Consider the following 25,400-nt stretch of genomic DNA (forward strand, 5'->3'; position numbering starts at 1 on the left):
CCGCCGGGTTCATTGCAACCAGTACGTCCGGTGCGTCACCCGGGGTGAGAATGTCGTGATCGGAAAAATGTAGCTGGAAGCCGGACACGCCGGCCGGCGTGCCGGCTGGGGCGCGGATTTCGGCAGGGAAGTCCGGAAGCGTCGACAGGTCGTTGCCGAATGCTGCCGTCTCGCTGGTGAACTGTTCTCCGGTGAGCTGCATACCGTCGCCGGAGTCGCCCGCGAAGCGCACGACGACCCGGTCGAGCCGGCGGGTCTCCCTCTCCCTGACCTGCTCTGACACCTTCAGTGACCTCCTCGGGTACCGTTCCAGCCTACCGGCCGTATCAATGATGCGCGCGCACCGTGCCGCCGAGTTCGATCGCTCCATCCTCGTCGACGATCGACGATCGACGATCGACGATCGACGATCGACCTCGGTCTCCGTAGCCGTCGCGCCGTATGGTGATTGTTTGCCAACTCTACGTATATAGTCTTTGTCGTTGCGATCGTCCGGCTGGCGTGTCTTGACCCTGATATCGCTGGTCAGAAGGGGTGTACCGCCCGATGGAGGTGATCGGCCGGATCCGGTTCAATGCGCTTCCGGTAATGCTTTCCACAATTTCGGGGGAGGCCCGGCCTGTCAGGGAATCGACAGGGTGATCTTTACGTCGGGCGCCCGGAGCGGTGAGCTCGCTCTTGCCGGCGACCTGGCCCGATCCGCGATGTTACCGATTGTAGCTATTTAGTGGCTTGTGGCGGTATGTCCGGTGAGCCCCGGCATCGGGGCATGCTGGCCGTGCGGGTGGCCGGGGTCGGCGGGTGGCCGGGGTCGGCGGGTGGCCCCCTCGGAAGCGGCCGGCTCCGGAACGGGGAGCATCGGTACATGACGCATCGCCCGCACGAGCAGTCGGATACCGCGAGCGGCCCGGATGACGGTCGACCCGACGCCGCACCTTCGTCCACGGCGGCGAGTGCCGGGCCGCGGGAGGCCGGGCCGCGGGAGAAGGTGGGAATCGTCGGGCCGGGCCGGGCCGGCACGGCGCTGGGCCTCGCCCTGGCAGCGGCCGGATATCCGGTGGTGGCCGTGGGAGTGCGCTCGCCGCGGCACCGATCGAGGGCCGTGAACCTGTTTCCGGACGCGTGGGTCGGCGGGGTGGCCGAGGCCGCCGGGCGGGCCGAGGTCCTCCTCGTCTCCGTGCCCGATGACGCGATCGGGCCGGTCGTCACGGACCTGGTCGCGGCGGGAGCCGTCGGACCCGGCCGGACACTCGTGCATCTCAGTGGGCGCCACGGCCTGGGCGTCCTGGCGGCAGGCGGTGACGTGGGCGCGGCCCGTATCGCGCTTCATCCGATCATGACCCTGCCGGGGATCATCGAGGACTCCGCTCTCCTCGCCGGTGTCCCGTTCGGGATCACCGCCGATCCCGTGGCCGAGGGGCTGGCCCGCCGCCTGGTCACAGACGTCGGCGGCATCGCTCTGCCCGTCGCGGATGACCGGCGGGATCTCTACCACGCCTCTCTCGTGCTCGGCGGGAACTTCCTGACCACCCTGGTGGCGGCTGCCGGCGAGGTGCTGGCCGCGGCGGGCGTGCCGGATCCGGCCGCGGCGCTCGGTCCGCTGCTGCGGGCATCGCTGGCGAACACCCTGACCGACGGCTGGTCGGCGTCGACCGGACCGGTGCGACGCGGTGATCTCGGCACCGTCGTGGCACATCTGACCGCGCTCGACCAGCTGGATCCACAGATCGCCGCCGTGTACCGACGATTGGCGATCTTCACCGCGGAGGAGCTCGAACGGGTCGGGCTGCTCGCCCCGGCCGTGGTCGCACGCCTGCGCGAAGCCGTCCCGGACGAGCCCGGCGACCGACCGGGCGAGGCCCGCCGCGGGCCGGCAGCCGTACGGGTCGGGGGCGGCGGCCACACGTCCGACGGGAACGTTCGGCCAGCGCCGTAGCGTTGAGACAGGTGTACCGGTTCGACAGGACGGACACTCGATCGCCATGCCACACCGCCACTTCAACGGTCTGAAGACCGCGCTGCTGCTGGGCGTGCTGTCCGCCGCCATCATCGTGGTGGGTTCGCTGTTCGGGCGCGGAGGTCTGGTCATCGCGCTCGTGCTCGCGATCGGTATGAACGGCTTCGCCTACTTCTTCTCTGACCGGATAGCCCTGCGGGCCATGCGGGCCTATCCCGTGACGCAGGTCGAGCAGCCCCGGCTCTACGCGATCGTCGGGGATCTCGCCCGCAATGCCCGGATGCCCATGCCGCGGCTGTACCTCAGCCCGACCCGGGCGCCCAACGCCTTCGCTACCGGCCGTAACCCGCGAAACGCGGCGGTCTGTTGCACCGAGGGCATCATGGAGATTATGGACGATCGTGAGCTACGCGGCGTTCTCGGTCACGAGCTCAGCCACGTCTACAACCGGGACATCCTGATCGCATCGGTGGCCGGTGCCCTCGCCAGTGTTATCGTCTATCTGGCGAACATGGCCCAGTTCCTGGCTATTTTCGGTGGGCGGAACGATGAGGACGGTCCCGGCATCTTCGAGCTTCTGCTGCTGATGATCCTGGGTCCCGTCGCGGCGACGATCATCCAGCTCGCGATCAGTCGGTCCCGGGAGTACCAGGCCGACGAGTCCGGCGCGACGCTCACCGGTGACCCGATCGGGCTGGCGAACGCGTTGCGCAAGCTGGACGCCGGCACCGCGGCGCGGCCCCTGCCGCAGACCTCCAAGCTCGGTCCCGCCGCCGCGCTCATGATTGCAAATCCGTTCCGGGGTGGGGGGGTCGGGAAGCTGTTCTCCACCCATCCGCCCATGAACGAGCGGATCGAGCGTCTCGAACAGATGTCACGCATGAATCCGTATCGGTGACCGGACCCGATGGCCACGATGTTGTCCGCGGCGCGTCGTCGCGGTAACACCCCGAAGTACTCGGAGTACGCTTTAACCGCGAACCGCCGGCCGAAACGGCGTTGGTTCACAACCAGGACCGCGGCGGAGCAAACCCCCCAGGTTCCGCCGCAAGCACCCCGCCCGAAACCCCCCATCGGGCGGGGTGCACCCTGTCTCCAGCTTTTCCGTCGCGTCAGCGGTAGTTGACGAACTGGAGGGGAACTTCGAAGTCCTCGGTTTTGAGTATCTGGATCACGCGCTGCAGGTCATCGCGCTTCTTCCCGGTCACCCGTAGCTGATCACCCTGAATCTGGGCCTGTACCCCCTTCGGGCCATCCGTCCGGATCTTCTTGGCGATGGCCTTGGCCTTGTCCTCCGCGATGCCCTGCTGAACGGTGACGGGCAACCGGAACTCCCTGCCCGACGGCTTGGGCTCGTCGAAGGTCAGGGCCTTGAGGGAAATGCCGCGTTTGACGAACTTCTCCTGAAGTACGTCGAGCACTGCCTTGACCCGCTCGTCCGTGTTCGCTACAAGCAGAATCGACTCGCCGGACAGCGTCGCGGATGCGCCGGTGTCACGGAAGTCGAAGCGGGTCCGGATTTCCTTGACCGTCTGGTTGACGGCGTTGTCTATCTCCTGGGCGTCAACTTTGCTGACGATGTCGAAGGATGGATCTGCCACGTGTGCGGACCTCCTGGTCGGTTCGATGTGGGTGAGGATCGTGTGGAGTCGAGTGCTGTGCGTGATCGTGGTGCGCGGCCTTCGTCTCGTGAGCCGCTACTCACCGTTGTAATCGATCGTCGGCGGCCGCGGCGGGGCGGTGCGGTGCGGCATCACGATGCTCCGTCGGGACCGGTATGCTCCTCTACGAAGGCAGGTTGCCCGAGCGGCCAAAGGGAGCGGTCTGTAAAACCGTCGGCTCAGCCTACGATGGTTCGAATCCATCACCTGCCACCATCCCGGAGTTCCCGGGGATCATGCTTCTACACAGGCTCGGATTCACAGGCCCGGAGCATCGCTCCGGGCCTGTGAATGTGCGGCCGCGGATGGTCCTCGTCGCCGGGCGGTCAGGTGTCCGCGGCTGCGGCCTCCAGGTCCGCCCGGGTCAGGACGGGGTGCAACGTCAGACCGAGCTCGGCGAGTCTCTCCCGGCCGCCCTCCTGCCGGTCGATCACACAGAGCACGTGTTCCACGACCGCTCCGGCATCCCGCAGTACCCGGGTCGCGTCGAGCACGGCACCACCGGAGGTGACCACGTCCTCGACGAGGGCGACGTGGCGTCCGGTGACGTCGCCGCCCTCCGCGATGCGTCGGGTGCCGTATTCTTTGGCCTTCTTCCGGACGAACCGGGCGGGCAGGCCGGTGCGCTGGGAGAGCAGAGTCACGAGGGGCACTCCGCCGAGTTCGAGTCCGGCGAGGATCTCCGCGCCGGGCGGCACCAGTTCGGTGAGCCCGGCCACCACCGCGGCGAGCAGCGCCGGGTCGGCTTCGAAGAGGTACTTGTCGAAGTACTCGGTGCTTGTCCGGCCCGACCGGAGCAGGAATGTCCCGGTCAGCTGGGAAGCAGTCCGAACCTGGGCGGCCAGCGCCGCGTTGTCGTTCACGTCTGCTCACTCTAGGACCGGTTCCCAGCCGGATGCCGGCCGTGGACGGTCACCCGTGGGCCGCCACGGCCGGGGCACTACCGTTGCCTCATGTCATCGGCTGAGGCGGAGCGCGCGGTCCCGCTGTTCGTCTACAGGACGCTGCTGTTCCCCGAGGTCGTGCGGGCGCTCATCGGACGCGTACCCGAGGTGGGGCCCGCCACGGTCACCGGCTGGCGGGCCGCCCGGCTGCGTGGTCGGCTCTATCCGGGCCTCGTGCCCACGGCCGAGGCGGACGGGCCGGATCGGGCCACCGCCGGCCTCGTCCTCCTGGGGCTTGCCGCACGGGAACGGGCGATCCTCGATGCCTTCGAAGGCGAGGCCTACGAGGCCCGTCCGCTGGTCCTGACCGACGGGCTACCCGCCATGGCCTACCTTTGGCGTGATCTCGCCGAGGCGATGCCGGAGAACTGGGACGCCCGCGTTTTCGCCGACCGTCATCTCACCGACTACGCCTTGCGGTGCGCCACCTGGCGGGCGGGGCTGGCCGATCCGGCACCCTAACCGCGAGCTGACCGCCTGACCGCGAGCTGACCGCCTGACCGCGAGCCGCCGTTCAGCCGGTGGTGGGCGGCCGCGGACCCTCTTCGCGCCGGGCGCCGCCCCCGGAGATCACCCGGGTGCCACCGGTCTCGGTGAGGCGACCGACTCCGGCCTCACGCCCGGCGGAGACCCCGGCCTGGTCGCTCGGATACGGCTCCTCGTACCCGGCTCTGGCCCGAGGAGCATCGTAGGTGCACAGTACGTAGATGACGACTACGTCGATCGCGATGATGACGAGGGACCAGACCGGGAACGCTGCAAGGAACGCCAGCTGCCCGATGGCGTTGATCGTCGCGATTGCGACACCTCCCCAGCGGGCGGCCTCGTTACGGGCCGCGATGCCGAAGGCGATCAGTATCTCGACGACGCCGACCACGATCCACAACCAGCCCCAGAAGGTGGTGTCGGCGTAGATCACGCTGGTCCCGCCGTTGAGGTTGTTCACCACGACGGTGTAGTCGCGCAGGGACGCAATGCCGTAGATCAGGTTGTGGAAGCCGACGATGAACATGATGACGGCGGCGAAGGTGAGCCATCCGTTCAGCGGGCGTGCCACCCGTGTTCCTGCCATCTCATCCTCCCCGGTCGTACTCGCGGCGGATCACTCTGCCCGCATGGTGCGGTCCGTCGTTGTTCGGTAGTCATACGACCACCTCTCCGCCGCGTAGGTGCGATACCCACGGTAGGCCGCCGTCACCCATCGTTGTGTCCGTCGGGCCGGAGGCGGTTCTCTCCGGCCCGGGACACGATCAGGGAGCGGTGCCGGCGCCACCCGCCACACCCACGCCACTCTCGCCGGTGCCGTTCTTGCCGGTGCGGTTCTTGCCGGCCGGCAGTGTCGTGACCGCGTTCGTCGCCGCGCTCCAGCGGAGCTTGCCGAACTGAAAGGTGCTCTCCCGTCCGCCCGGGACCGAGTACTCGTCGGTGATCGGAAGCCCGAGGCTCGACGTCGTGCCACCGAGGCCCAGATAGGTCCGCAGGATGCGGCCGTGGACCTCGTGCGCGCCGATGGCCGGGTGCCAGTAGATCCAGCCACCCTGGAACTTCGCCTGAAGCGTCTCCGGGGCCGTGGCGTACTCGACACCGCTCACCGGCCGGCGCAGGAAGCTGTTCGTTCCGCCCAGCTCCAGGAACTTCGTCGCGATGGATCCGTGCAGGGCCTGTACGCCGGTCGTCACGGACCAGAAGGCCAGGCCGTTGGAGTAACGCTGCCAGCGACCGCCACCGCCGGCGGGCAGTTCGCTGTCGACGGGCGTCCCAACGGCCAGACGGGTCAGCCCGGCGGTCGCGTACCATTTCTCGATCTCGCTGCGGGTGCCGTCGGCCTGTGCGGCGAGCGCGGTCAGCGTGCAGCACAGTACGTTCAGATCGACATTGCCCATGATCCCCGGGACATTTCCACCCGAGGTGTACTGCCACAGCGCCCACTTGGTCCAGCCGCCGGGCAGCCAGCCCGGGGTCGCCTTGTTGTTGTAGATGGCGAACCAGAACGGATACCGGGCGAAGCTGTGGTTGTCCGCCAGCTTCTTGGTCCAGAACGAGCGGTACGTGTAGAGGATGGGCGCCCGGCCGGTCTCGGTCTCGATCTTCTCGAGGAACGCCCGCGTCCAGGCGGCCAGCGCGGCGGGATCGAGTCCTCCGTCGTCCTCGAGGTCGAGTACGGGGGCCAGCTGCCCGGCGGCGCGGGTCAGCCCGCTCACCGTGATGAAGCGCTGTGCCTGGTCCACCGCGGTCGAGATCGGCCGCGCCGGCCGCGCGTAGTGATAGGCCCCGACCACCAGACCGGCTTTGGCTGCCGCGTCCCGGTCCGCGGCAAAGTACGGATTGGTGTAGTTCGGTCCTTCGGTGGCCTTAATGATCGCAAAGCTCAGGCCGGAGCCGCGCGCTGTGGTCCAGTCGATGGGGCCGCCGCCGGGATGCTGCCAGGAGGCCACGTCGATCCCCCGTGGCCAGGTCGGGGACGGCACCGCGCCCTGGGCGACTCCGGTGGTCGCGGTCAACGCCCCCGCGGTGATGGCCAGCGCCGCGATGCTCGTCACCCGCCGGGGGAGGGGGATTGGCAGCAGGGACGGGCGGGTGTCGACCCGCCGCCGCGTCGACCCCGGAGGAGGGCCGTGGCCTTCTTCATCCGGACGGCCAGACGTGGGGGTGGTGGTCGGCAGGCTGGTGGTCGTAGGCACGGTGTCGCCGGCGGTGGGACCGGGCCGGACCTCGCGTGTCGTCGGATACCGGCTGGAACGGTGGGTAGGACGCATGGGCAACCCTCGATGCTCGGGAGGCGATGCTGGGGAGGCTCGCCAGGCGGTTGGCCACGCCGGCAGCGGCGCACCAACGGATGCTCCACACGCTAAGCATCGAAGAGATTACTTACAGCTATCAGTGTGAGTGGCGTCCAGGTAGGTCGCTACGGATAGTTGTTCCCGTCGGCAATCTCCGCATGTTTCGATGGAACGGAGTGAGGGTCGGGCGTACTGGCGTGTCATGGGGCGGACCTGGCGGTCAGGGCAGGGGGGTCGTTTTCGGCCGGCGTAGCGCCGACGGGGCCTGCGGGGGCCCTCACGCCGGTCGCCGGGAGGACCGGTCGCCGGGAGGACCGGCGGGTTCGGGGACGAAGTGGGTGAGGGGGTCACCCAACCCCGCCTGTCGTCGTGTAACCTGAGCTCCGCGACCTCGCCCCTTTAGCTCAGTCGGCAGAGCGTCTCCATGGTAAGGAGAAGGTCTACGGTTCGATTCCGTAAAGGGGCTCCACGTTCCGCCTTCGGGTGGGTTCGTGTCCGGGGGGGATGTCCGCCGGTCCTCCCGCGGGGTAAGATGTTGGCCGGGCCGCCGCAAGCAGGTGGACCATCCTAGCGGTGTAGCTCAGTCTGGCAGAGCAAGCGGCTCATAATCGCTGTGTCGCCGGTTCAAGTCCGGCCACCGCTACCAGCAGTGTGCGGCCTACCGCGGAGCCCGTGCGGGATCGCGGTTCGCCGTGCCGCCTGACCTGTTCAGCAACCGACTTAGGAAGAGGCATCACGCCGTGGCCGCCACTGATGTACGCCCGAAGATCACGATGGCGTGTCAGGTGTGTAAGCACCGGAACTACATCACGCGCAAGAACCGTCGCAACGACCCGGACCGCCTCGAACTGAAGAAGTTCTGCCCGAACTGCGGCAAGCACACGGAGCACCGCGAGACGCGCTGACGTTGCTCCGGCGGCTGCCCATCGGCGCGTCCGGGCGCCCGTCCCCACCTGGGCGGGCGGGGTCGCTGAATCCTCCGTGCACGTATCTACGTTCCGCACCGGTAGCCGGTCAGGGAAGTCCTTGGCTGGCTTCCTGGCATGCCAGCCCAGATTATCGACCGATGGCGGGCGATGTGGTAACCACGTAGAGACACCCTGGTCATCCCGCTGATGGCGCGATCGGAGTTGCGATGCCGCTCAATCAGGACTTCGTGGGACGAAGCTCGGTTTCCCCCGCCCCGTTCCAGGTCGGGCGCGAGCACATCCGGAGGTTCGCCGAAGCGATCGGGGACGACAACCCGCTGTACCACGATCTGGAGGCCGCGAAGGCCGCTGGTTATCCCGATCTCGTGGCTCCACCCACGTTCCTCATCACAGTGATCCCCGGAACCCTCGGGGTGCCCACCGACGATCCGGAGCTCGGCCTCGACTTCTCCCTGGTCGTCCACGGCGAGGAACGTTTCATGCTGCTTCGGCCGGTGGTGGCCGGCGACGAGCTGATCTGCACCTCGACCCTGACCGGCATCCGGTCCGTGGGGACCAACGAGGTGCTCGTCGTCAACTACCAGTTCGCCACGATCTACGGAGAGCAGGTCGCCACCGGCGTGTGTGGGCTGGTCTCGCGCGGGACGGCTCCGCCGAGGCGCCAGTGACACCTTTGCCGACAGGGTTGTCGGAGTCCCGCCGGCCCCGCTCGGCTCCGGTGACCGCGCGTTCCGGGCGACCCCGGGCGTCCTCACGATCTGGAGAACGATGACCGCCACGGTGAGCTACGACGACGTCGAGGTCGGCACCGAGCTGCCGGAGCGACTTTTCCCGTTGCGTCGGGATGATCTTGTCCGGTATGCCGGTGCATCCGGCGACTTCAACCCCATTCACTGGAGCGATCGGGCGGCCGCCGAGGCCGGCCTGCCGGGAGTGCTGGCGCACGGCATGCTGACCATGGCAACGGCCGCGCGGTTGGTCACGGACTGGCTCGGGGACCCGGGCGCCGTGGTCGAGTTCGGGGTGAAGTTCTCCTCCCCGGTGATCGTGCCCGACGACGGCGCCGGCGCGACGGTGTCCGTGCGTGGCATGGTCGAGAAGAAGCTCGACGACAACCTGGTGGTGGTGAATCTCACCACCCGATGCGACGGCAAAAAGGTCTTGATGGCGGCCCGGGCGACCGTCCGGCTGCGCTGAGGCCTGCCGCGCGGCGGAGGCCTGCCGCGCGGCAGGCCTGGCCGCTGAGCCGCCCGGCGGCCTCAGGCCGCCTCGGCGAGCAGGGCGGAGAGGCGGCTGACTCCCTTGACGAGATCGTCGTCGCTCAGCGCGTAGGACAGCCGGGCGAAGCCGGGAGTGCCGAAGGCCTCACCCGGCACGATCGCGACCCCAGCCTCCTCGAGGATCAGCTGGCACAGATCCGCGGACGTGGTGGGGATACGGCCGCGCAGGGTGCGCCCGAGCACGTCCCGCACCGACGGATAGCAGTAGAACGCCCCGTCGGGCAGTGGGCAGCGGATCCCGGGCGTCTGCGACAGCAGGCGGTGCATCGTCTGCCGGCGGCGGTCGAAGGCGGTGCGCATCGTGGCGACCGCATCCAGCGGGCCGGCGACCGCGGCAAGCGCGGCGGCCTGGGCGACGTTCGAGACGTTCGACGTCGCGTGGGACTGGAGGTTGGTCGCGGCGGCCACGGCGTCCGCCGGCCCGACCAGCCAACCGACCCGCCATCCCGTCATCGCGTAGGTCTTCGCGACCCCGTTGACGATGATGCAGCGTTCGGCGAGCTCAGGTACCTCGGCGAGAACGGAGGCGAACCTTGTCTCGCCGTAGACCAGATGCTCGTAGATCTCGTCGCTGATGACCCAGATCCCGGCCTGCTCGGCCCACCGTCCGATCGCGCGGACCTCCTCGGGGGTGTGGACGGCGCCGGTCGGGTTCGACGGGGAGTTGAACAGCAGAACCTTGGTCCGCGGGGTGCGCGCCGCCTCCAGTTGTTCCACCGTCACCCGGTACCCGGCTTCCGGACCGGTGACGACGTCGACCGGGACACCCCCGGCCAGCCGGATCGACTCCGGGTAGGTCGTCCAGTACGGGGCGGGCAGGAGCACCTCGTCCCCCGGGTCGAGCAGCGTCGCGAACGCCGCGTAGACAGCCTGCTTGCCGCCGTTGGTCACCAGGACCTGGCTCGGTGAGACGATCACCCCCGAGTCTCGGGCGGTCTTCTCGGCGATGGCCTGCTTCAGCTCCGGCAGGCCCGCGGCCGGGCTGTAGCGGTGCATGCGGGGCTCACGGCATGCCTTCTCGGCGGCGGCGACGATGTGGTCCGGGGTTGGGAAGTCCGGCTCCCCGGCGCCGAACCCGATCACGTCGCGGCCCGCGGCGCGCATCGCCTTGGCGGTGGCGTCGACGGCGAGCGTTGCGGAGGGGGCGATCCCCCCGATGCGGTGCGAGATCCTGCTCATGGCCGCCATGCTGCCACGGCTGTCACACGCGTGTCGGATGCACGTGGACGTACCGTGGGATCCGTCCGGACCCTCCGGCAACGGTCTTCCGGCCCGTCCGGCCGCATCCATTCGAACCTCCGTGACAGGCTGCCAGCCTCCTCGCCCCCCCGCTACCCCCTCGACGCGATCGCCGTACGCGGAGTCCAGGCGGCAAAGGGGTATGCTCGATCCGCTCGGGTACCCATTCCGGTACATCACCGTGCGGCTGGGCTATGCGCTACGTAGCGCATAGCCGGGGTATGGTGGCGTAGCGGTCGCAAGGACCCGGGTGTGTGTGTCTAGGGGCGTGGCTCAATTGGTAGAGCACCGGTCTCCAAAACCGGCGGTTGCAGGTTCGAGTCCTGTCGCCCCTGCGCTGTTCGACAGTTGGCTGGTCCGATGACCTGGCTGGTTCGATGACGGAGTGGGTGGAGTTGAGTGGCGACCGATACCCGTGACGCGGCACCGCGCCCCAAGCGGGCTACGCGTGCCGCGGGTCGACGTCGGTATCGGCCACTTGTGTTCATCCGCGAGGTCATGGCGGAGCTGCGGAAGGTTGTCTACCCCGGGCGGAGTGAGCTGATCACTTATGTGCTGGTCGTGCTTGTCTTCGTCAGCGTGATGACGGCGTTCGTGGCCACCCTCGACTTCGGCCTCACGAAGGCGGTCCTCGCGATCTTCGGCTGACGGGTCCCACCGCCGGACAGGCCGGGGCCGAAGCAGGCGGTGGTCGCTGGAGCTGCCCATCGGCGAGCTGGCTGCCCGTCCGGCCCGCCCCACGCCCGCGCAGCGCCGCTTCGCGGGTCCACAGCAGCAGAAGTGTTCACGAGAGTAAGGATCGTCCGCGTGTCCCAGTCGCCCGAGCACGCCTCCTCCGAGCAGGGGGAGGCCCTCGCCCGTCTCGATCCCCTCGCGGCGTTCGAGCACGACGAGGTGGCGAGCACGGACGCCGGCGCCGAGCTCGGCGACGTCTACGCCACCGCCGAGGCCGATCCCGCCCCCGAGGCCGATCCCACCGCCGAGGGCGCTTTCCCGGTCTCTCCGGCGGTCGGGACGGTGCCGCCGGCCCTGACCGACGCCGTCGACGACGACGACCTGCGGCGGGCGATCGAGGACGCGCCTGGCGAGTGGTACGTCGTGCACTCCTATGCGGGGTACGAGAACAAGGTCAAGACCAATCTCGAGACCCGGATCTCCAGCCTCAACATGGAGGACTACATCTTCCAGATTGAGGTGCCCACCGAGGAGGTCCCGGTGGTCAAGAACGGCAAGCGGCAGCTTGTCCAGCAGAAGAAGTACCCGGGTTACATCTACGTCCGGATGGATCTGACCGATCAGTCGTGGTCGGCGGTCCGTAACACCCCGGGTGTGACCGGGTTCGTCGGGCTCACCAACCGGCCCTCCCCGCTGCGCCGGGAGGAGGTCCTCTCGATCCTTGCCCCGGTTGTGCCGAAGGAGAAGAAGGTCGAGACCGTCCGGGTGCAGGAGTTCGAGGTCGGCGAGTCCGTCACCGTCATGGACGGCCCCTTCGCCACACTCCCGGCGACCATCAGCGAGATCAACCTCGACGCCCAGCGACTGAAGGTGCTGGTCTCGATCTTCGGTCGGGAGACGCCCGTCGAGCTGCAGTTCAATCAGGTCGCGAAGATCTGATCCGCTCCGTAGAACCCCGGTAGGAAGACGAGCACATGCCTCCCAAGAAGAAGAAGATCGCTGCGATCATCAAGCTCCAGATCAACGCCGGCAAGGCCACCCCGGCGCCGCCGGTCGGCCCCGCGCTGGGTCAGCATGGCGTGAACATCATGGAGTTCTGCAAGCAGTACAACGCGGCGACCGAGCCGCAGGCCGGCAACGTCGTGCCGGTCGAGATCACCGTCTACGACGACCGGTCCTTCACCTTCGTCACGAAGACCCCGCCGGCCGCGCGGCTCATCCTTAAGGCCGCGGGCGTGGAGAAGGGCAGTGGCACCCCGCACCGGGACAAGGTTGCCAAACTCACCGCAGCGCAGATCCGCGAGATCGCCCAGACCAAGCTCCCGGACCTCAACGCCACCTCGATCGAGGCCGCCGAGAAGATCATCGCCGGCACCGCTCGATCCATGGGTATCACGGTCGGCGAGTAGTACGCCCTCGCGTTCCCCCACCACCGGACCGACCAGTGGGAGGGCGGCCGGGCGCAGGTGCCGGGTGGACAGGACGTGTCCACGTCGCCGCGTCCCTTCGACGGCCGTCCGCCATCACCACGAGGAGACAGACAGTATGAAGCGCAGCAAGGCCTACCGCGCCGCGGCCGAGAAGATCAACCCGGAGAACTTCTATAGCCCGCTGGAGGCGGTCCGCCTCGCGCAGCAGACCTCGACGACGAAGTACGACGCGACGGTCGAGGTTGCGATCCGGCTCGGGGTCGACCCTCGCAAGGCCGACCAGATGGTCCGTGGCACGGTCAACCTGCCGCACGGCACCGGGAAGTCCCCCCGCGTCGCTGTCTTCGCCGCCGGGGAGAAGGCCGCTGAGGCGAGCGCGGCCGGGGCCGACATCGTCGGTAGCGATGACCTGGTCGCCCGGATCCAGGAGGGCTTCCTGGAGTTCGACGCGACCGTCGCGACGCCCGACCAGATGGCGAAGGTCGGTCGGATCGCTCGGGTCCTGGGCCCCCGCGGCCTGATGCCGAACCCGAAGACCGGCACCGTGACGCTGGACATCGGCAAGGCCGTCTCCGACATCAAGGGCGGAAAGATCAACTTTCGGGTAGACAAGCAGGGTAACCTGCACATCGTCATCGGGAAGACAAACTTCACCGACACCCAGCTGATCGAGAACTACACGGTTGCCCTGGATGAGATCGTCCGGGTGAAGCCGTCCGCGGCCAAGGGCCGGTATCTGAAGAAGATCACCTTCGCGACCACCATGGGCCCGGGTATCCCGGTCGACCCGAACCGCACCCGCAACCTTCTCGACGAGGGTGCCGCCGCCTGATCCGAGCCGTCCGGCGGCTCTCGCTCGTCCGGAGGCATCGCCGCGCGAAGCCATGCGTGCGGCCGCCGGGCGAGCGAACAGCGACGAGCAGTCGCGTACAGCAGTCGCGTACACTGATATCCAGTTCCACACCGAAGACCGCTGGTTGCCGTCTCCGTTCCCGTCGAGGGCCACTCCTCGTCCGGTTCGACCGACGGCCGAAGGCCTCGGGTTCCCCGGGCGGCCCGCGCAGGTGACGGACGGGAAGTTCCGTGACGGATGCACGCAGCCGGGTGACGCACCCGGTAGCGCCACCGCCGCCCTTCACGCCCCGTGCGCCTGCGCCGGGGCGTTCGTCATGTTCCAGGGGCGTTTCCGGATGACCAGCCGACACCCCGAAGGAGCCCCATGGCGAAAGCTGAGAAGACCGCCGCGGTGGCGGAGATCGTCGAGGAGTTCCGTGGCTCGACCGCCGCGGTGCTCACGGAGTACCGCGGTTTGACGGTGAGCCAGCTCACCGAGCTGCGGCGTGCCCTCGGCGAGGGCACGCGCTACTCCGTGGTCAAGAACACCCTGACCAAGATTGCGGCGGAGCAGGCCGGGGTCACCGGACTCGACGACCTGTTCGTCGGGCCGACCGCCGTCGCCTTCGTCAGCGGCGACCCGGTCGAGGCGGCCAAGGGCCTGCGCGACTTCGCTCGGGCGAACCCGGCCCTGGTGCTCAAGGGCGGCTTCGTCGAGGGCAAGCCGATGACCGCCGACGAGATTCGCAAGCTTGCGGATCTTGAGTCCCGCGAGGTCCTGCTGGCGAAGCTGGCCGGGGCGATGAAGGGCACGCTGGCCGGGGCTGTCGGGCTCTTCGCCGCTCCGCTGTCCCAGGTGGCCCGGCTCGCCGAGGCGCTGCGCGAGCAGCGCGAAGGCCAGTCCGCCGGCGTCGCCGAGCAGCCGGCCGCCGAGGCTGCCGCCGAGTAGCCGAGCGGCGCCACCATGGTGCCGCCCCGAGATCACAATCAGGTCGCTCGCAGTCACGAGCAGGCCACCCCGAATCAGGCATGACGAGGAAGGAACCGCCACCATGGCGAAGCTGTCGACCGAAGAGCTGCTGGATGCCTTCAAGGAACTGACCCTGCTGGAGCTCTCGGAGTTCCTGAAGCAGTTCGAGGAGACCTTCGGTGTCACCGCTGCGGCTCCGGTCGCCGTGGCCGCCGCTCCGGCCGCCGGTGGTGCGGGCGGCGAGGCGCCGGCCGCCGAGGAGCAGGACGAGTTCGACGTCATCCTTGAATCCGTCGGTGACAAGAAGATCCAGGTCATCAAGGAGGTCCGCGCGCTGACCAGCCTCGGGCTGAAGGAGGCCAAGGACCTCGTCGACGGGGCTCCGAAGCCAGTCCTGGAGAAGGTCGCCAAGGAGGCGGCGGACAAGGCGAAGGCGGCCCTCGAGGGCGCCGGCGCCACGGTCACCGTCAAGTAAGTACCGGCAGTCCGAGCAGTACTGGCAGCACCCCGCTGCCCTGGACGCTCCGTTCGGCAATGCTCGTCGCCGGACGGAGCGTCCTTTGCGGCCACCCGGCGTGGCCGTGGCGGCCACCCCCGTGCCGGGGCACCCCTCTGCGGTGCCCCGGCACGTGCTGTCTGGAAGGCCCGAAAGGTCCACCGCAGGCGGCCCGATGCACAGATGGGCAGGTCGGGTCCGTTCGTGACGTTTTCCGAAGGGGGTTGACGGCCTCTGTGGATCGGAGTTCCATCAAGTTTGCGAACCCTCGTCGGGAGCGGATGCGGTGCGCTACGTCCTCCCTGCGTGGTCCCATCACGCAGGTCCTTGCCAGCGGTGTGCCCTTCGGCTACACTGCTAGTTTGCGCTTCCCTTCTCGTTGTATCGGCCTCGCCGACGCCGTGCCGTTGGTGATGGTCGGCCCTGTTCGGGGGCTGGTATGCACCGCGAGGCGGTTCCGGTTACGTGGTCCGGAGCGGTACTCGCGGTCGGTCCGGGACGATGCGGGGGCGCGCTGGTCGTGCCGGAGTGTGGCACGGCTGTACGGCTGCCACACCGAGGACCCTGAGCGAGACCCTTGCCCATACACCGATCCGTTGTTCTCAGCGGACACTCGTGTCGCCGCGCGCACATGCCGTGGCGAGGCTTTCGCGTGCCCGTTGTCGGCTTGTCGGCCGCACATCCGCTACGCCGGACGCCCGGGGGTCGGCCTCCGCGTCCCGCAGCCATCATCTCACCGGTGGGGCACCCCCCGCCGCCGTTCCTGACAACCGTAGCGAGACACTGATCACCTGACCATTCCCCGACGGATACTTGACGTCCGCGACGCCAGCCCGACGATCAGGCCACCGGAAGGACCACCTTGGCCGCCTCGCGCTCTTCCTCCCGCATCTCGTTCGCTAAGATCATCGAGCCCCTCGAGGTCCCGGATCTCCTTGCTCTTCAGACGCAGTCCTTCGATTGGCTGATCGGTAGTGACGCCTGGGCGGAGCGGGTGCAGGAGGCCATCGATTCCGGCCGTGACGACGTTCCGATCACCTCGGGTCTCGAGGAGGTCTTCAAGGAGATCTCCCCGATCGAGGACTTCTCCGGCTCGATGTCACTGTCCTTTCGGGACCACCGGTTCGAACCGCCCAAGTACTCCGTGGAGGAGTGCAAGGACAAGGACATGACCTTCTCGGCCCCGCTGTTCGTCACGGCCGAGTTCACCAACAACAACACCGGCGAGATCAAGAGCCAGACGGTGTTCATGGGTGACTTCCCGCTCATGACCCCGAAGGGCACCTTCGTCATCAACGGCACTGAGCGCGTGGTGGTCAGCCAGCTCGTGCGCTCTCCGGGGGTCTACTTCGAGCGCAGCCTCGACAAGGCTTCCGACAAGGACCTGTACTCCTGCAAGGTGATCCCCTCCCGGGGAGCCTGGCTGGAGTTCGAGATCGACAAGCGCGACACCGTGGGCGTGCGGATCGACCGCAAGCGCCGTCAGTCCGTCACGGTGCTGCTCAAGGCGCTCGGCTGGGACGAGGCCCGCATCCTCGAGCGGTTCGGTGACTTCCCGTCGATGCGGATCACCCTGGAGAAGGACCACACCGCCGGCCAGGACGATGCGCTGCTCGACATCTACCGCAAGCTGCGCCCGGGTGAGCCGCCGACACGGGAGTCGGCGCAGACCCTGCTGGAGAACCTCTTCTTCAACCCGAAGCGTTACGACCTCGCCAAGGTCGGTCGCTACAAGGTCAACAAGAAGCTTTCCCTGGGTGTTGCCCACGACGTCGGTGTCCTCACCGAGGACGACATCGTGCGCACGATCGAGTACGTCGTCAAGCTGCACGCGGGTGCCGACCCGGCCGAGTACGAGGTCGACGACATCGACCACTTCGGCAACCGTCGCCTGCGCTCGGTCGGCGAGCAGATCCAGAACCAGGTCCGGCTGGGACTTGCCCGGATGGAGCGGGTCGTCCGCGAGCGGATGACTACGCAGGATGTCGAGGCGATCACGCCGCAGACCCTGATCAACATCCGGCCGGTCGTCGCCTCCATCAAGGAGTTCTTCGGCACCAGTCAGCTCTCGCAGTTCATGGACCAGACGAACCCGTTGGCTGGTCTGACTCACAAGCGCCGGATGAACGCACTTGGCCCAGGCGGCCTTTCTCGAGAGCGGGCGGGCTTCGAGGTCCGCGACGTACACCCCAGCCACTACGGCCGGATGTGCCCGATCGAGACGCCGGAAGGCCCGAACATCGGTCTGATCGGCTCGCTGTCGACGTTCGCCCGGATCAACCCGTTCGGCTTCGTTGAGACGCCGTACCGCAAGGTCGTGGACGGCCGCGTCACCGACGAGATCGACTACCTGACCGCCGATGAGGAGGACCGGCACGTCAAGGCGCAGGCGAACGCGCCGCTACGGCCGGACGGAACGTTCGCGGAGGATCGTGTCCTGGTTCGCCGCAAGGGCGGTGAGGTCGAGTTCATCCCGCCGGATGAGGTCGACTACATGGACGTTTCGACCCGTCAGATGGTCTCCGTGGCCACCGCCATGATCCCGTTCCTCGAGCACGACGACGCCAACCGCGCGCTCATGGGCTCCAACATGCAGCGCCAGTCGGTGCCGCTGCTGCGCTCCGAGGCGCCGCTGGTCGGCACCGGGATGGAGGCCCGCGCGGCCAAGGATGCCGGCGACGTGGTCGTCTGCGCCCAGGCGGGGGTGGTCGAGGATCTCTCGGCCGACTACATCACCGTCATGCACGACGACGGCACCCGGCGCACCTACCGGCTGGCGAAGTTCCGCCGGTCGAACCAGGGCACCTGCATCAACCAGAAGCCGATCGTGAACGAGGGCGACCGGGTCGAGGCCGGCCAGGTCATCGCGGACGGCCCGTGCACCGACAACGGTGAGATGGCGCTCGGCAAGAACCTGCTGGTCGCCTTCATGCCGTGGGAGGGGCACAACTACGAGGATGCGATCATCCTGTCCCAGCGTCTCGTCCAGGACGACGTGCTGTCCTCGATCCACATCGAGGAGCACGAGGTCGACGCCCGCGACACCAAGCTCGGCCCGGAGGAGATCACCCGGGACATCCCGAACGTCGCCGAGGAGGTTCTCGCCGACCTCGACGAGCGGGGGATCATCCGGATCGGCGCCGAGGTCTCGCCCGGCGATGTCCTGGTCGGCAAGGTCACACCCAAGGGCGAGACCGAGCTGACCCCCGAGGAGCGCCTGTTGCGCGCGATCTTCGGGGAGAAGGCCCGGGAGGTCCGTGACACCTCGCTGAAGGTGCCGCACGGTGAGTCCGGCAAGGTCATCGGCGTGCGGGTGTTCTCCCGCGAGGACGGCGACGAGCTCCCGCCCGGGGTCAACGAGCTGGTCCGGGTCTACGTCGCCCAGAAGCGAAAGATCACCGACGGGGACAAGCTTGCCGGCCGGCACGGCAACAAGGGTGTCATCGCCAAGATCCTGCCCGTCGAGGACATGCCCTTCCTCGAGGACGGCACCGCCGTCGACGTCGTGCTCAACCCGCACGGCGTGCCGCGCCGGATGAACCTCGGCCAGATCCTGGAGACCCACCTCGGGTGGGTGGCCAAGACCGGCTGGCAGGTCGACTCCGGCACCGAGGACTGGAAGGAGCGGCTGCGTGGCATCGGCGCGGACGCCGCCTCGGCCGGCACCAATGTGGCGACCCCCGTCTTCGACGGTGCCCGCGAGGAGGAGATCACCGGTCTGCTCGACTCCACCCTGCCCAACCGCGACGGCATCCAGCTGATCGGCTCCTCCGGCAAGGCCAAGCTGTTCGACGGCCGGACCGGTGAGCCGTACCCCTACCCGGTGGCGGTCGGCTACATCTACATCCTCAAGTTGCTGCACCTGGTCGACGACAAGATCCACGCCCGGTCGACCGGTCCCTACTCAATGATCACCCAGCAGCCCCTGGGTGGTAAGGCGCAGTTCGGTGGCCAGCGGTTCGGCGAGATGGAGGTGTGGGCGCTGGAGGCGTACGGCGCCGCCTACGCCCTGCAGGAACTGCTGACCATCAAGTCCGACGACGTCGTGGGCCGGGTCAAGGTCTACGAGGCGATCGTCAAGGGCGAGAACATTCCGGAGCCCGGTATCCCGGAGTCGTTCAAGGTGCTCATCAAGGAGATGCAGTCGCTGTGCCTCAACGTCGAGGTGCTCTCCAGCGATGGCGTGCAGATCGAGATGCGTGACACCGACGAGGACGTCTTCCGTGCGGCGGAGGAACTCGGGATCGACCTGTCCCGGCGTGAGCCGAGCAGCGTCGAGGAGGTCTGACGGACGCCGGGGGTCCGACGCACCCGCCCTGATGGGCGGCGAGGCCCCCGGCGGCTCCATCCGGCTCCAGCGTCCCGACCGAGAAAGAGAGAGCAGGCGACAGTCTTGCTGGACGTCAACTTCTTCGACGAACTGCGCATCGGTCTCGCCACCGCGGATGACATCCGCCAGTGGTCGCACGGTGAGGTCAAGAAGCCCGAGACGATCAACTACCGCACCCTGAAGCCGGAGAAGGACGGGCTCTTCTGCGAGAAGATCTTCGGTCCGACCCGGGACTGGGAGTGCTACTGCGGCAAGTACAAGCGGGTCCGGTTCAAGGGCATCATCTGTGAGCGCTGTGGCGTCGAGGTGACCCGGGCCAAGGTCCGCCGTGAGCGCATGGGCCACATCGAGCTGGCTGCGCCGGTCACCCACATCTGGTACTTCAAGGGTGTCCCGAGCCGCCTCGGCTACCTGCTGGACCTCGCGCCGAAGGACCTCGAGAAGGTCATCTACTTCGCCGCGTACATGATCACCAAGGTGGACGCGGACGCCCGCCACCGCGATCTGCCGACCCTCGAGGCCCGCATCGGCGTCGAGAAGCAGCAGCTCGAGGACAAGAAGAACGCCGACGTGGAAGTCCGGCAGAAGCGGCTCGAGGCCGACCTCGCCCAGCTTGAAGCCGAGGGCGCCAAGGGCGACGCGCGCCGCAAGGTCCGAGAGTCGGCCGAGCGCGAGATGCGCCAGCTCCGCGACCGCTCGCAGCGCAAGATCGACGACCTGGACCGCGTCTTCGACCGGTTCAAGAACATGAAGGTCCAGGACCTGGAGCCGGACGAGCTTCTCTACCGCGAGCTGCGCGACCGGTTCGGTGCGTACTTCGACGGCGGCATGGGCGCCGAGGCGCTGCAGCGCCGGCTGGCCGACTTCGACCTGGCCGCCGAGGCGGAGTCGCTGCGCGAGACCATCCGCAGCGGCAAGGGGCAGAAGAAGGCCCGCGCGCTCAAGCGGCTCAAGGTCGTCTCCGCGTTCCTGAACACCCGCAACTCCCCGATGGGGATGGTGCTCGACTGCGTCCCGGTGATCCCACCCGATCTGCGCCCGATGGTGCAGCTCGATGGTGGCCGGTTCGCCACCTCGGACCTCAACGACCTGTACCGCCGGGTGATCAACCGGAACAACCGGTTGAAGCGGCTGCTCGACCTCGGCGCGCCCGAGATCATCGTCAACAACGAGAAGCGGATGCTGCAGGAGGCCGTCGACGCGCTGTTCGACAACGGCCGCCGCGGCCGGCCGGTCACCGGCCCGGGTAACCGCCCGCTGAAGTCGCTGTCCGACATGCTCAAGGGCAAGCAGGGCCGGTTCCGCCAGAACCTGCTGGGCAAGCGGGTCGACTACTCCGGCCGTTCGGTCATCGTCGTCGGTCCGCAGCTCAAGCTGCACCAGTGCGGTCTGCCCAAGCAGATGGCGCTGGAGCTGTTCAAGCCGTTCGTGATGAAGCGCCTGGTGGATCTCAACCACGCGCAGAACATCAAGTCGGCGAAGCGGATGGTCGAGCGGGCCCGCCCGGTCGTGTGGGACGTGCTCGAGGAGGTCATCACCGAGCACCCCGTGCTGCTCAACCGGGCGCCGACCCTGCACCGCCTCGGCATCCAGGCCTTCGAGCCGCAGCTCGTCGAGGGCAAGGCCATCCAGATCCACCCGCTGGTCTGCACGGCGTTCAACGCCGACTTCGACGGCGACCAGATGGCGGTGCACCTGCCGCTGTCCGCCGAGGCGCAGGCCGAGGCGCGGATCCTGATGCTGTCGAGCAACAACATTCTCTCGCCCGCATCGGGCCGGCCGCTGGCGATGCCGAGCCTCGACATGGTGACCGGGGTGTTCCACCTGTCCCGTCTGGCCGAGGGGGCGCTCGGCGAGGGGCGGGCGTTCTCCAGCGTCGCCGAGGCGCAGATGGCCTTCGACGCCCGGGAGATCACCCTTCAGGCGAAGATCAGGGTGCGGTTGCGGGACACCACCCCGCCGTCGGACTGGGTCCCGCCCGCCGACTGGGTCACCGGGGACGTGTTCACCCTGGAGACCACGTTCGGTCGTTGCCTGCTCAACGAGGCGCTGCCGGAGGGCTACCCCTTCATCAACGCCCAGCTGAACAAGAAGGCCCAGGCCGCGATCGTCAACGACCTGGCCGAGCGGTACCCGAAGATCCAGGTAGCGGCGACCCTGGACGCCCTGAAGAGCGCCGGTTTCTACTGGGCCACCCGGTCCGGGGTCACCGTCGCGATCGAGGACGTCGTCGCGCCGCCGAACAAGGCCGAGATCCTCGACGACTACGAGCAGCGCGCCGACCGGGTCCAGAAGCAGTTCGACCGCGGCTTCCTGTCCGACGAGGAGCGCCGCAGCGAGCTGGTCCAGATCTGGACCGAGGCGACCAACAAGATCGCCGAGGCGATGGAGGAGAACTTCCCGGCGACCAACCCGGTCTACGTGCTGGTCAACTCCGGAGCCGCTGGAAACATGATGCAGATCCGGCAGCTCGCCGGCATGCGTGGTCTGGTCTCCAACCCGAAGGGTGAGATCATCCCGCGGCCGATCAAGGCGAACTTCCGCGAGGGTCTGACCGTGCTGGAGTACTTCATCTCCACCCACGGTGCCCGTAAGGGACTCGCCGACACCGCCCTGCGCACCGCGGACTCGGGGTATCTGACCCGGCGGCTCGTCGACGTCAGCCAGGACGTCATCGTCCGCGAGGAGGACTGCGGCACCGAGCGCGGCATCCTCACTCGGATCGCCCGCAAGGGCGCCGACGGGGTGCTGGTCCGGGACCGGTACGCCGAGACCTCGGCGTACGCGCGGACCCTGGCCTCCGACGCGATCGACGCGAACGGCGAGGTCATCGTGCCCGCCGGCACCGACGCCGGGGACGTCGCGATCAGCCAGATCATCGAGGCCGGTATCGAGCAGGTGCGGGTCCGCTCGGCGCTGACCTGCGAGTCCCGGATGGGGGTGTGCGCCCAGTGCTACGGGCGCTCGCTCGCCACCGGCAAGCTGGTTGACGTCGGTGAGGCCGTCGGCATCGTCGCCGCGCAGTCCATCGGTGAGCCCGGCACCCAGCTGACGATGCGTACCTTCCACAGCGGTGGCGTCGCCGGCGACGACATCACCCAGGGTCTGCCGCGTGTCGTCGAGCTGTTCGAGGCGCGCAGCCCGAAGGGCAAGGCCCCCATCACCGAGGTCTCCGGCCGGGTGAAGATCGAGGAGACCGAGAAGACCTTCAAGGTTGTGGTGGTGCCGGACGACGGCAGCGACGAGATCGCCTACCCGGTCTCGCGGCGTTCGCGCCTGCGGGTCCGCGAGGGCGACCACATCGAGGTCGGCAGCCAGATTGTCGACGGTGCCGTCGACCCGCACGAGGTGTTGCGCATCCTCGGGCCGCGCCAGGTCCAGCTCCACCTGGTGGACCAGGTCCAGGAGGTCTACCGGTCGCAGGGTGTGTCGATCCACGACAAGCACATCGAAATCATCATCCGCCAGATGCTCAAGCGGGTGAACGTTCTCGAGTCGGGCGACACCACCCTGCTGCCCGGTGAGCTCTGCGAGCGGGCCCGGTTCGAGGCGGAGAACCGTCGGGTGGTGGAAACCGGTGGCCAGCCGGCCTCGGCCCGCCCGGTCCTCATGGGGATCACCAAGGCGTCGCTGGCGACCGAGTCGTGGCTGTCGGCGGCCTCCTTCCAGGAGACGACTCGGGTGCTCACCGACGCGGCGATCAACGCCCGGTCGGACTCGCTCGTCGGCCTGAAGGAGAACGTCATCATCGGAAAGCTCATCCCGGCCGGCACCGGGATCTCCCGGTACCGCAACATCCGGGTCGAGCCGACCGAGGAGGCACGTGCGGCGATGTACTCCGTCGGTGCCTACGAGGACGGCGGCGTCGAGTACGGTGCGTTCGGCACGGGCTCCGGCCAGGCGGTCCCGCTGGACGAGTTCGACTACCGCAGCTCGGGAGACTTCCGCTGAGCAGGTCGCGCGTAAGCAGGTCGCGAGGCTGACCGAGCGGAGCTGACCAGAGCCCGACCGAAGCCCGATCGATCAGGACCGGCCCGGCGCCCTCACCAGGGTGCCGGGCCGGTTGCGCGTCCAGGTCCGAAGCCCGCTGGTGGGACAGCGCGCAGAGGCGAAAATCGGCAGGACAGGGGCAGGTACATGCGGTGGCGGTGGAAGGTGGCGGCGGCGTGATTCTGACCGGCGACCACGACGACCTGAGTCGGTTGGCCGCGCCTTGTCGGACAGTGGTCATCGAAGCGCTCCCCGGCAGTGGACGTGACCGGGGCTGACCGCGAGTGGACCGAGATTCGCCGGGAACGAATGATCTACGAGGATGAGGCCATTCTCGTGCTCGACAAACCCGTCGGCATCTCGGTCATGGGAGAGCGGCACGACACCGATCTCGTTACCCTCGCCGGGGATGACGGCGAGGAGCTGTTCCCGGTGCACCGCATCGACAAGGTCACCTCGGGCCTGGTGCTCTTCGCCCGGCAGTTGCGGTTCCACGGTGATCTCACCCGGCAGTTCCAGCGCCGCACGGTGGACAAGCGCTACCTCGTCCTGACCCGCACCCGCGGACTGCCCGCCTCGGGGACCGTCGACCTGCCGCTGAGTGTGGGGCGCAAGAGCCGGGTCCGGGTGGCGGCGAACCGGGCCGACATCATGGCCGACCTGGCGGAGGTGGCCCCCTTGGCGGAGGTGGCCGACCTGGCGGAGGCGGCCCGGGCAGAGGTTGGCTCGACCGGCGCCGGCGCCGGCGCCGGCGCCGGACGCTGGACAGTTCCGCCCGCCGCGGTGTTCCCCCACGTCCGGACATACCCGTCCGTCACAACCTTCATCCGGGTGTGGGAGGGCGGCGAGTACACCCTGCTCGCGGTCACGCCGGTCAGCGGGCGGCGCCACCAGATCCGGGTGCATCTGGCCTGGATCGGGCACCCGATCGAGGGCGATCCGCTGTTCGGCCGCGATGCCACCGCCCGCACCCTGCTGCACTCGTGGCGGCTCGCCTTCGATGCGGCTTGGGCCGGCGGCCCCCGCATCGAGGTCGAGGCGCCCCCCGGAGCCGACTTCTGGGCCCCGGTACGCGCGCATCTGCCGGCAGGCCTGGCTGCGACCCTCCTCGGAAATGTGGCGGGTGGGTCAGGAATAGGCGGTTTCGCGTAGCTCGCCGTAGACCCGGACCAGGTCGGGCAGCTGGTAGTGCGCGTTCAGGCCGCTCGGATTGGGCAGGAGCCAGACGCCGGCGGGTCCCAGGGTCTCCGCCTGGCGGCCGACCTTCGCGCCGCGGCGTCCGAACCCGATCCGGTAGGCGGCCAGGCCGAGGAAGGCCACCCACCGGGGTGTGACCCGTTCGACGAGTTCGGTGAGCCGGGGCACGCCGGCGCGGACCTCGTCATCGCTGATCTCGTCGGCGCGCGCGGTGGAGCGGTGGACGAGATTGGTGATGCTGATGCCCCGGCGGACCAGTTCGTCGGTCTCGCTGGGATGCAACCGGCGTGGGGTGAAGCCGGCGAGGTGCAGCACCGGCCACAGCCGGTTGCTCGGCGTGCCGAAGTGAAAGCCGGTGGCCCCGGACTCGAGGGACGGGTTGATCCCGCAGAGCAGCACGACGGTGGCCGGGGCGACCAGATCCGGGACGGTGGTCCCGTAGGCCGCGAGCAGCGCGTCCCGGCTCGGCCGGCGTCGGGTGGGGGCGGCCGCGAATCGTGCGCTGGCTGCGTCAGACATGTCCTCGCGGGCCTCCGATGCCGGTATCGTGCTGTCCCGTACAGCGTGCCAGTAGGTCCAGCGTGCCAGTACGGGGGGCCGTGCTGGTGCCCGCCTGTGCCGTTCGTCGAGTGCGTACGCCCGTCGCGTGCATAGTGCGCGTGGGGTCTGCGTGGGATTTCGCCGGACA

At 68.4% G+C, this 25,400-nt stretch carries 21 protein-coding genes, 4 tRNA genes and 1 pseudogene; 19 read left to right on the forward strand and 7 right to left on the reverse strand.

Going from position 1 to position 25,400, the window contains the following annotated elements; genetic code table 11:
* A pseudogene (locus tag AC08OX_RS00015) lies at positions 1-283 on the reverse strand (2-oxoacid:acceptor oxidoreductase subunit alpha); the annotation flags it as partial.
* A gap of 582 nt (positions 284-865) precedes the next feature.
* Here AC08OX_RS00015 and AC08OX_RS00020 point away from each other — a divergent pair.
* Both AC08OX_RS00020 and htpX read left to right on the forward strand, forming a co-directional pair.
* Positions 866-1,936, forward strand: a complete 1,071-nt coding sequence (locus tag AC08OX_RS00020; protein WP_476605924.1) for a Rossmann-like and DUF2520 domain-containing protein — start codon at positions 866-868, stop codon at positions 1,934-1,936.
* Positions 1,937-1,982: 46 nt separating this feature from the next.
* Positions 1,983-2,855 carry a zinc metalloprotease HtpX gene (gene htpX, locus AC08OX_RS00025; protein ID WP_476605925.1) on the forward strand — a complete coding sequence of 291 codons (873 nt, stop codon included), beginning with the start codon at positions 1,983-1,985 and terminating at the stop codon, positions 2,853-2,855.
* Positions 2,856-3,069: 214 nt separating this feature from the next.
* On the opposite strand, the gene AC08OX_RS00030 is transcribed toward htpX, so the two are convergent.
* Entirely contained in the window at positions 3,070-3,558 is a 489-nt protein-coding gene (locus AC08OX_RS00030; protein WP_476605926.1) for a YajQ family cyclic di-GMP-binding protein, read from the reverse strand.
* Between the two features lie 191 nt (positions 3,559-3,749).
* On the opposite strand from AC08OX_RS00030, the gene AC08OX_RS00035 reads away from it, so the two are divergent.
* Positions 3,750-3,834, forward strand: a tRNA-Tyr gene (locus tag AC08OX_RS00035).
* Between the two features lie 110 nt (positions 3,835-3,944).
* Here AC08OX_RS00035 and pyrE read toward each other — a convergent pair.
* Positions 3,945-4,481, reverse strand: coding sequence for an orotate phosphoribosyltransferase (gene pyrE / locus AC08OX_RS00040; protein ID WP_011435019.1), 537 nt, complete (start codon positions 4,479-4,481; stop codon positions 3,945-3,947).
* Positions 4,482-4,571: 90 nt separating this feature from the next.
* Between pyrE and AC08OX_RS00045 the strand changes: the two genes are divergently transcribed.
* Entirely contained in the window at positions 4,572-5,024 is a 453-nt protein-coding gene (locus tag AC08OX_RS00045; protein WP_476605927.1) for a gamma-glutamylcyclotransferase family protein, read from the forward strand.
* 52 nt (positions 5,025-5,076) lie between these two features.
* Here the strand turns inward: AC08OX_RS00045 and AC08OX_RS00050 are convergent, their stop codons facing one another.
* Positions 5,077-5,634: a DUF7144 family membrane protein gene (locus AC08OX_RS00050; protein WP_476605928.1), complete on the reverse strand. Its 558-nt coding sequence runs from the start codon at positions 5,632-5,634 to the stop codon at positions 5,077-5,079.
* 178 nt (positions 5,635-5,812) lie between these two features.
* Entirely contained in the window at positions 5,813-7,318 is a 1,506-nt protein-coding gene (locus tag AC08OX_RS00055; RefSeq protein ID WP_476605929.1) for a GH25 family lysozyme, read from the reverse strand.
* Between the two features lie 417 nt (positions 7,319-7,735).
* Here AC08OX_RS00055 and AC08OX_RS00060 point away from each other — a divergent pair.
* The 5 genes from AC08OX_RS00060 (at position 7,736) to AC08OX_RS00080 (ending at position 9,468) form a co-directional block, all read left to right on the forward strand.
* Positions 7,736-7,811 (forward strand) — tRNA-Thr (locus AC08OX_RS00060).
* 100 nt (positions 7,812-7,911) lie between these two features.
* Positions 7,912-7,988: transfer RNA gene (locus AC08OX_RS00065), tRNA-Met, on the forward strand.
* Positions 7,989-8,082: 94 nt separating this feature from the next.
* A complete protein-coding gene (gene rpmG, locus AC08OX_RS00070; RefSeq protein ID WP_009740545.1) occupies positions 8,083-8,247 on the forward strand; it encodes a 50S ribosomal protein L33 in 165 nt (54 codons plus the stop codon).
* A gap of 230 nt (positions 8,248-8,477) precedes the next feature.
* Positions 8,478-8,939, forward strand: a complete 462-nt coding sequence (locus AC08OX_RS00075; RefSeq protein WP_476605930.1) for an FAS1-like dehydratase domain-containing protein — start codon at positions 8,478-8,480, stop codon at positions 8,937-8,939.
* A gap of 100 nt (positions 8,940-9,039) precedes the next feature.
* A complete protein-coding gene (locus AC08OX_RS00080; protein WP_011435024.1) occupies positions 9,040-9,468 on the forward strand; it encodes a MaoC family dehydratase in 429 nt (142 codons plus the stop codon).
* A gap of 62 nt (positions 9,469-9,530) precedes the next feature.
* Here the strand turns inward: AC08OX_RS00080 and AC08OX_RS00085 are convergent, their stop codons facing one another.
* Positions 9,531-10,739 carry a pyridoxal phosphate-dependent aminotransferase gene (locus AC08OX_RS00085; protein ID WP_011435025.1) on the reverse strand — a complete coding sequence of 403 codons (1,209 nt, stop codon included), beginning with the start codon at positions 10,737-10,739 and terminating at the stop codon, positions 9,531-9,533.
* Between the two features lie 313 nt (positions 10,740-11,052).
* Between AC08OX_RS00085 and AC08OX_RS00090 the strand changes: the two genes are divergently transcribed.
* The 10 genes from AC08OX_RS00090 (at position 11,053) to AC08OX_RS00135 (ending at position 24,667) form a co-directional block, all read left to right on the forward strand.
* Positions 11,053-11,125: transfer RNA gene (locus tag AC08OX_RS00090), tRNA-Trp, on the forward strand.
* A gap of 145 nt (positions 11,126-11,270) precedes the next feature.
* On the forward strand, positions 11,271-11,438 hold the full coding sequence (gene secE / locus AC08OX_RS00095) for a preprotein translocase subunit SecE (RefSeq protein WP_254665665.1): 168 nt from the start codon (positions 11,271-11,273) through the stop codon (positions 11,436-11,438).
* Positions 11,439-11,597: 159 nt separating this feature from the next.
* Positions 11,598-12,404: a transcription termination/antitermination protein NusG gene (gene nusG / locus AC08OX_RS00100; protein ID WP_476605931.1), complete on the forward strand. Its 807-nt coding sequence runs from the start codon at positions 11,598-11,600 to the stop codon at positions 12,402-12,404.
* A gap of 35 nt (positions 12,405-12,439) precedes the next feature.
* Positions 12,440-12,874, forward strand: a complete 435-nt coding sequence (gene rplK / locus AC08OX_RS00105; protein WP_476605932.1) for a 50S ribosomal protein L11 — start codon at positions 12,440-12,442, stop codon at positions 12,872-12,874.
* Positions 12,875-13,010: 136 nt separating this feature from the next.
* On the forward strand, positions 13,011-13,727 hold the full coding sequence (rplA, locus tag AC08OX_RS00110) for a 50S ribosomal protein L1 (protein WP_476605933.1): 717 nt from the start codon (positions 13,011-13,013) through the stop codon (positions 13,725-13,727).
* Between the two features lie 387 nt (positions 13,728-14,114).
* Positions 14,115-14,678 (forward strand): 50S ribosomal protein L10, encoded by a 564-nt coding sequence (gene rplJ / locus AC08OX_RS00115; RefSeq protein ID WP_011435030.1) that lies wholly within the window; start codon positions 14,115-14,117, stop codon positions 14,676-14,678.
* A gap of 103 nt (positions 14,679-14,781) precedes the next feature.
* Positions 14,782-15,174: a 50S ribosomal protein L7/L12 gene (gene rplL / locus AC08OX_RS00120; protein WP_476605934.1), complete on the forward strand. Its 393-nt coding sequence runs from the start codon at positions 14,782-14,784 to the stop codon at positions 15,172-15,174.
* An 883-nt stretch (positions 15,175-16,057) separates the two neighbouring features.
* Positions 16,058-19,483, forward strand: coding sequence for a DNA-directed RNA polymerase subunit beta (gene rpoB / locus AC08OX_RS00125; RefSeq protein WP_476605935.1), 3,426 nt, complete (start codon positions 16,058-16,060; stop codon positions 19,481-19,483).
* Positions 19,484-19,588: 105 nt separating this feature from the next.
* Positions 19,589-23,476 (forward strand): DNA-directed RNA polymerase subunit beta', encoded by a 3,888-nt coding sequence (locus AC08OX_RS00130; RefSeq protein ID WP_476605936.1) that lies wholly within the window; start codon positions 19,589-19,591, stop codon positions 23,474-23,476.
* Between the two features lie 348 nt (positions 23,477-23,824).
* Positions 23,825-24,667: an RluA family pseudouridine synthase gene (locus AC08OX_RS00135; protein WP_476605980.1), complete on the forward strand. Its 843-nt coding sequence runs from the start codon at positions 23,825-23,827 to the stop codon at positions 24,665-24,667.
* On the opposite strand, the gene mug is transcribed toward AC08OX_RS00135, so the two are convergent.
* Positions 24,644-25,231, reverse strand: a complete 588-nt coding sequence (gene mug, locus AC08OX_RS00140) for a G/U mismatch-specific DNA glycosylase (protein ID WP_476605937.1) — start codon at positions 25,229-25,231, stop codon at positions 24,644-24,646. The genes AC08OX_RS00135 and mug overlap by 24 nt on opposite strands.
* Positions 25,232-25,400 lie beyond the last annotated feature (169 nt).

The sequence above is a fragment of the Frankia sp. CoBUL1 genome (assembly GCF_978021245.1).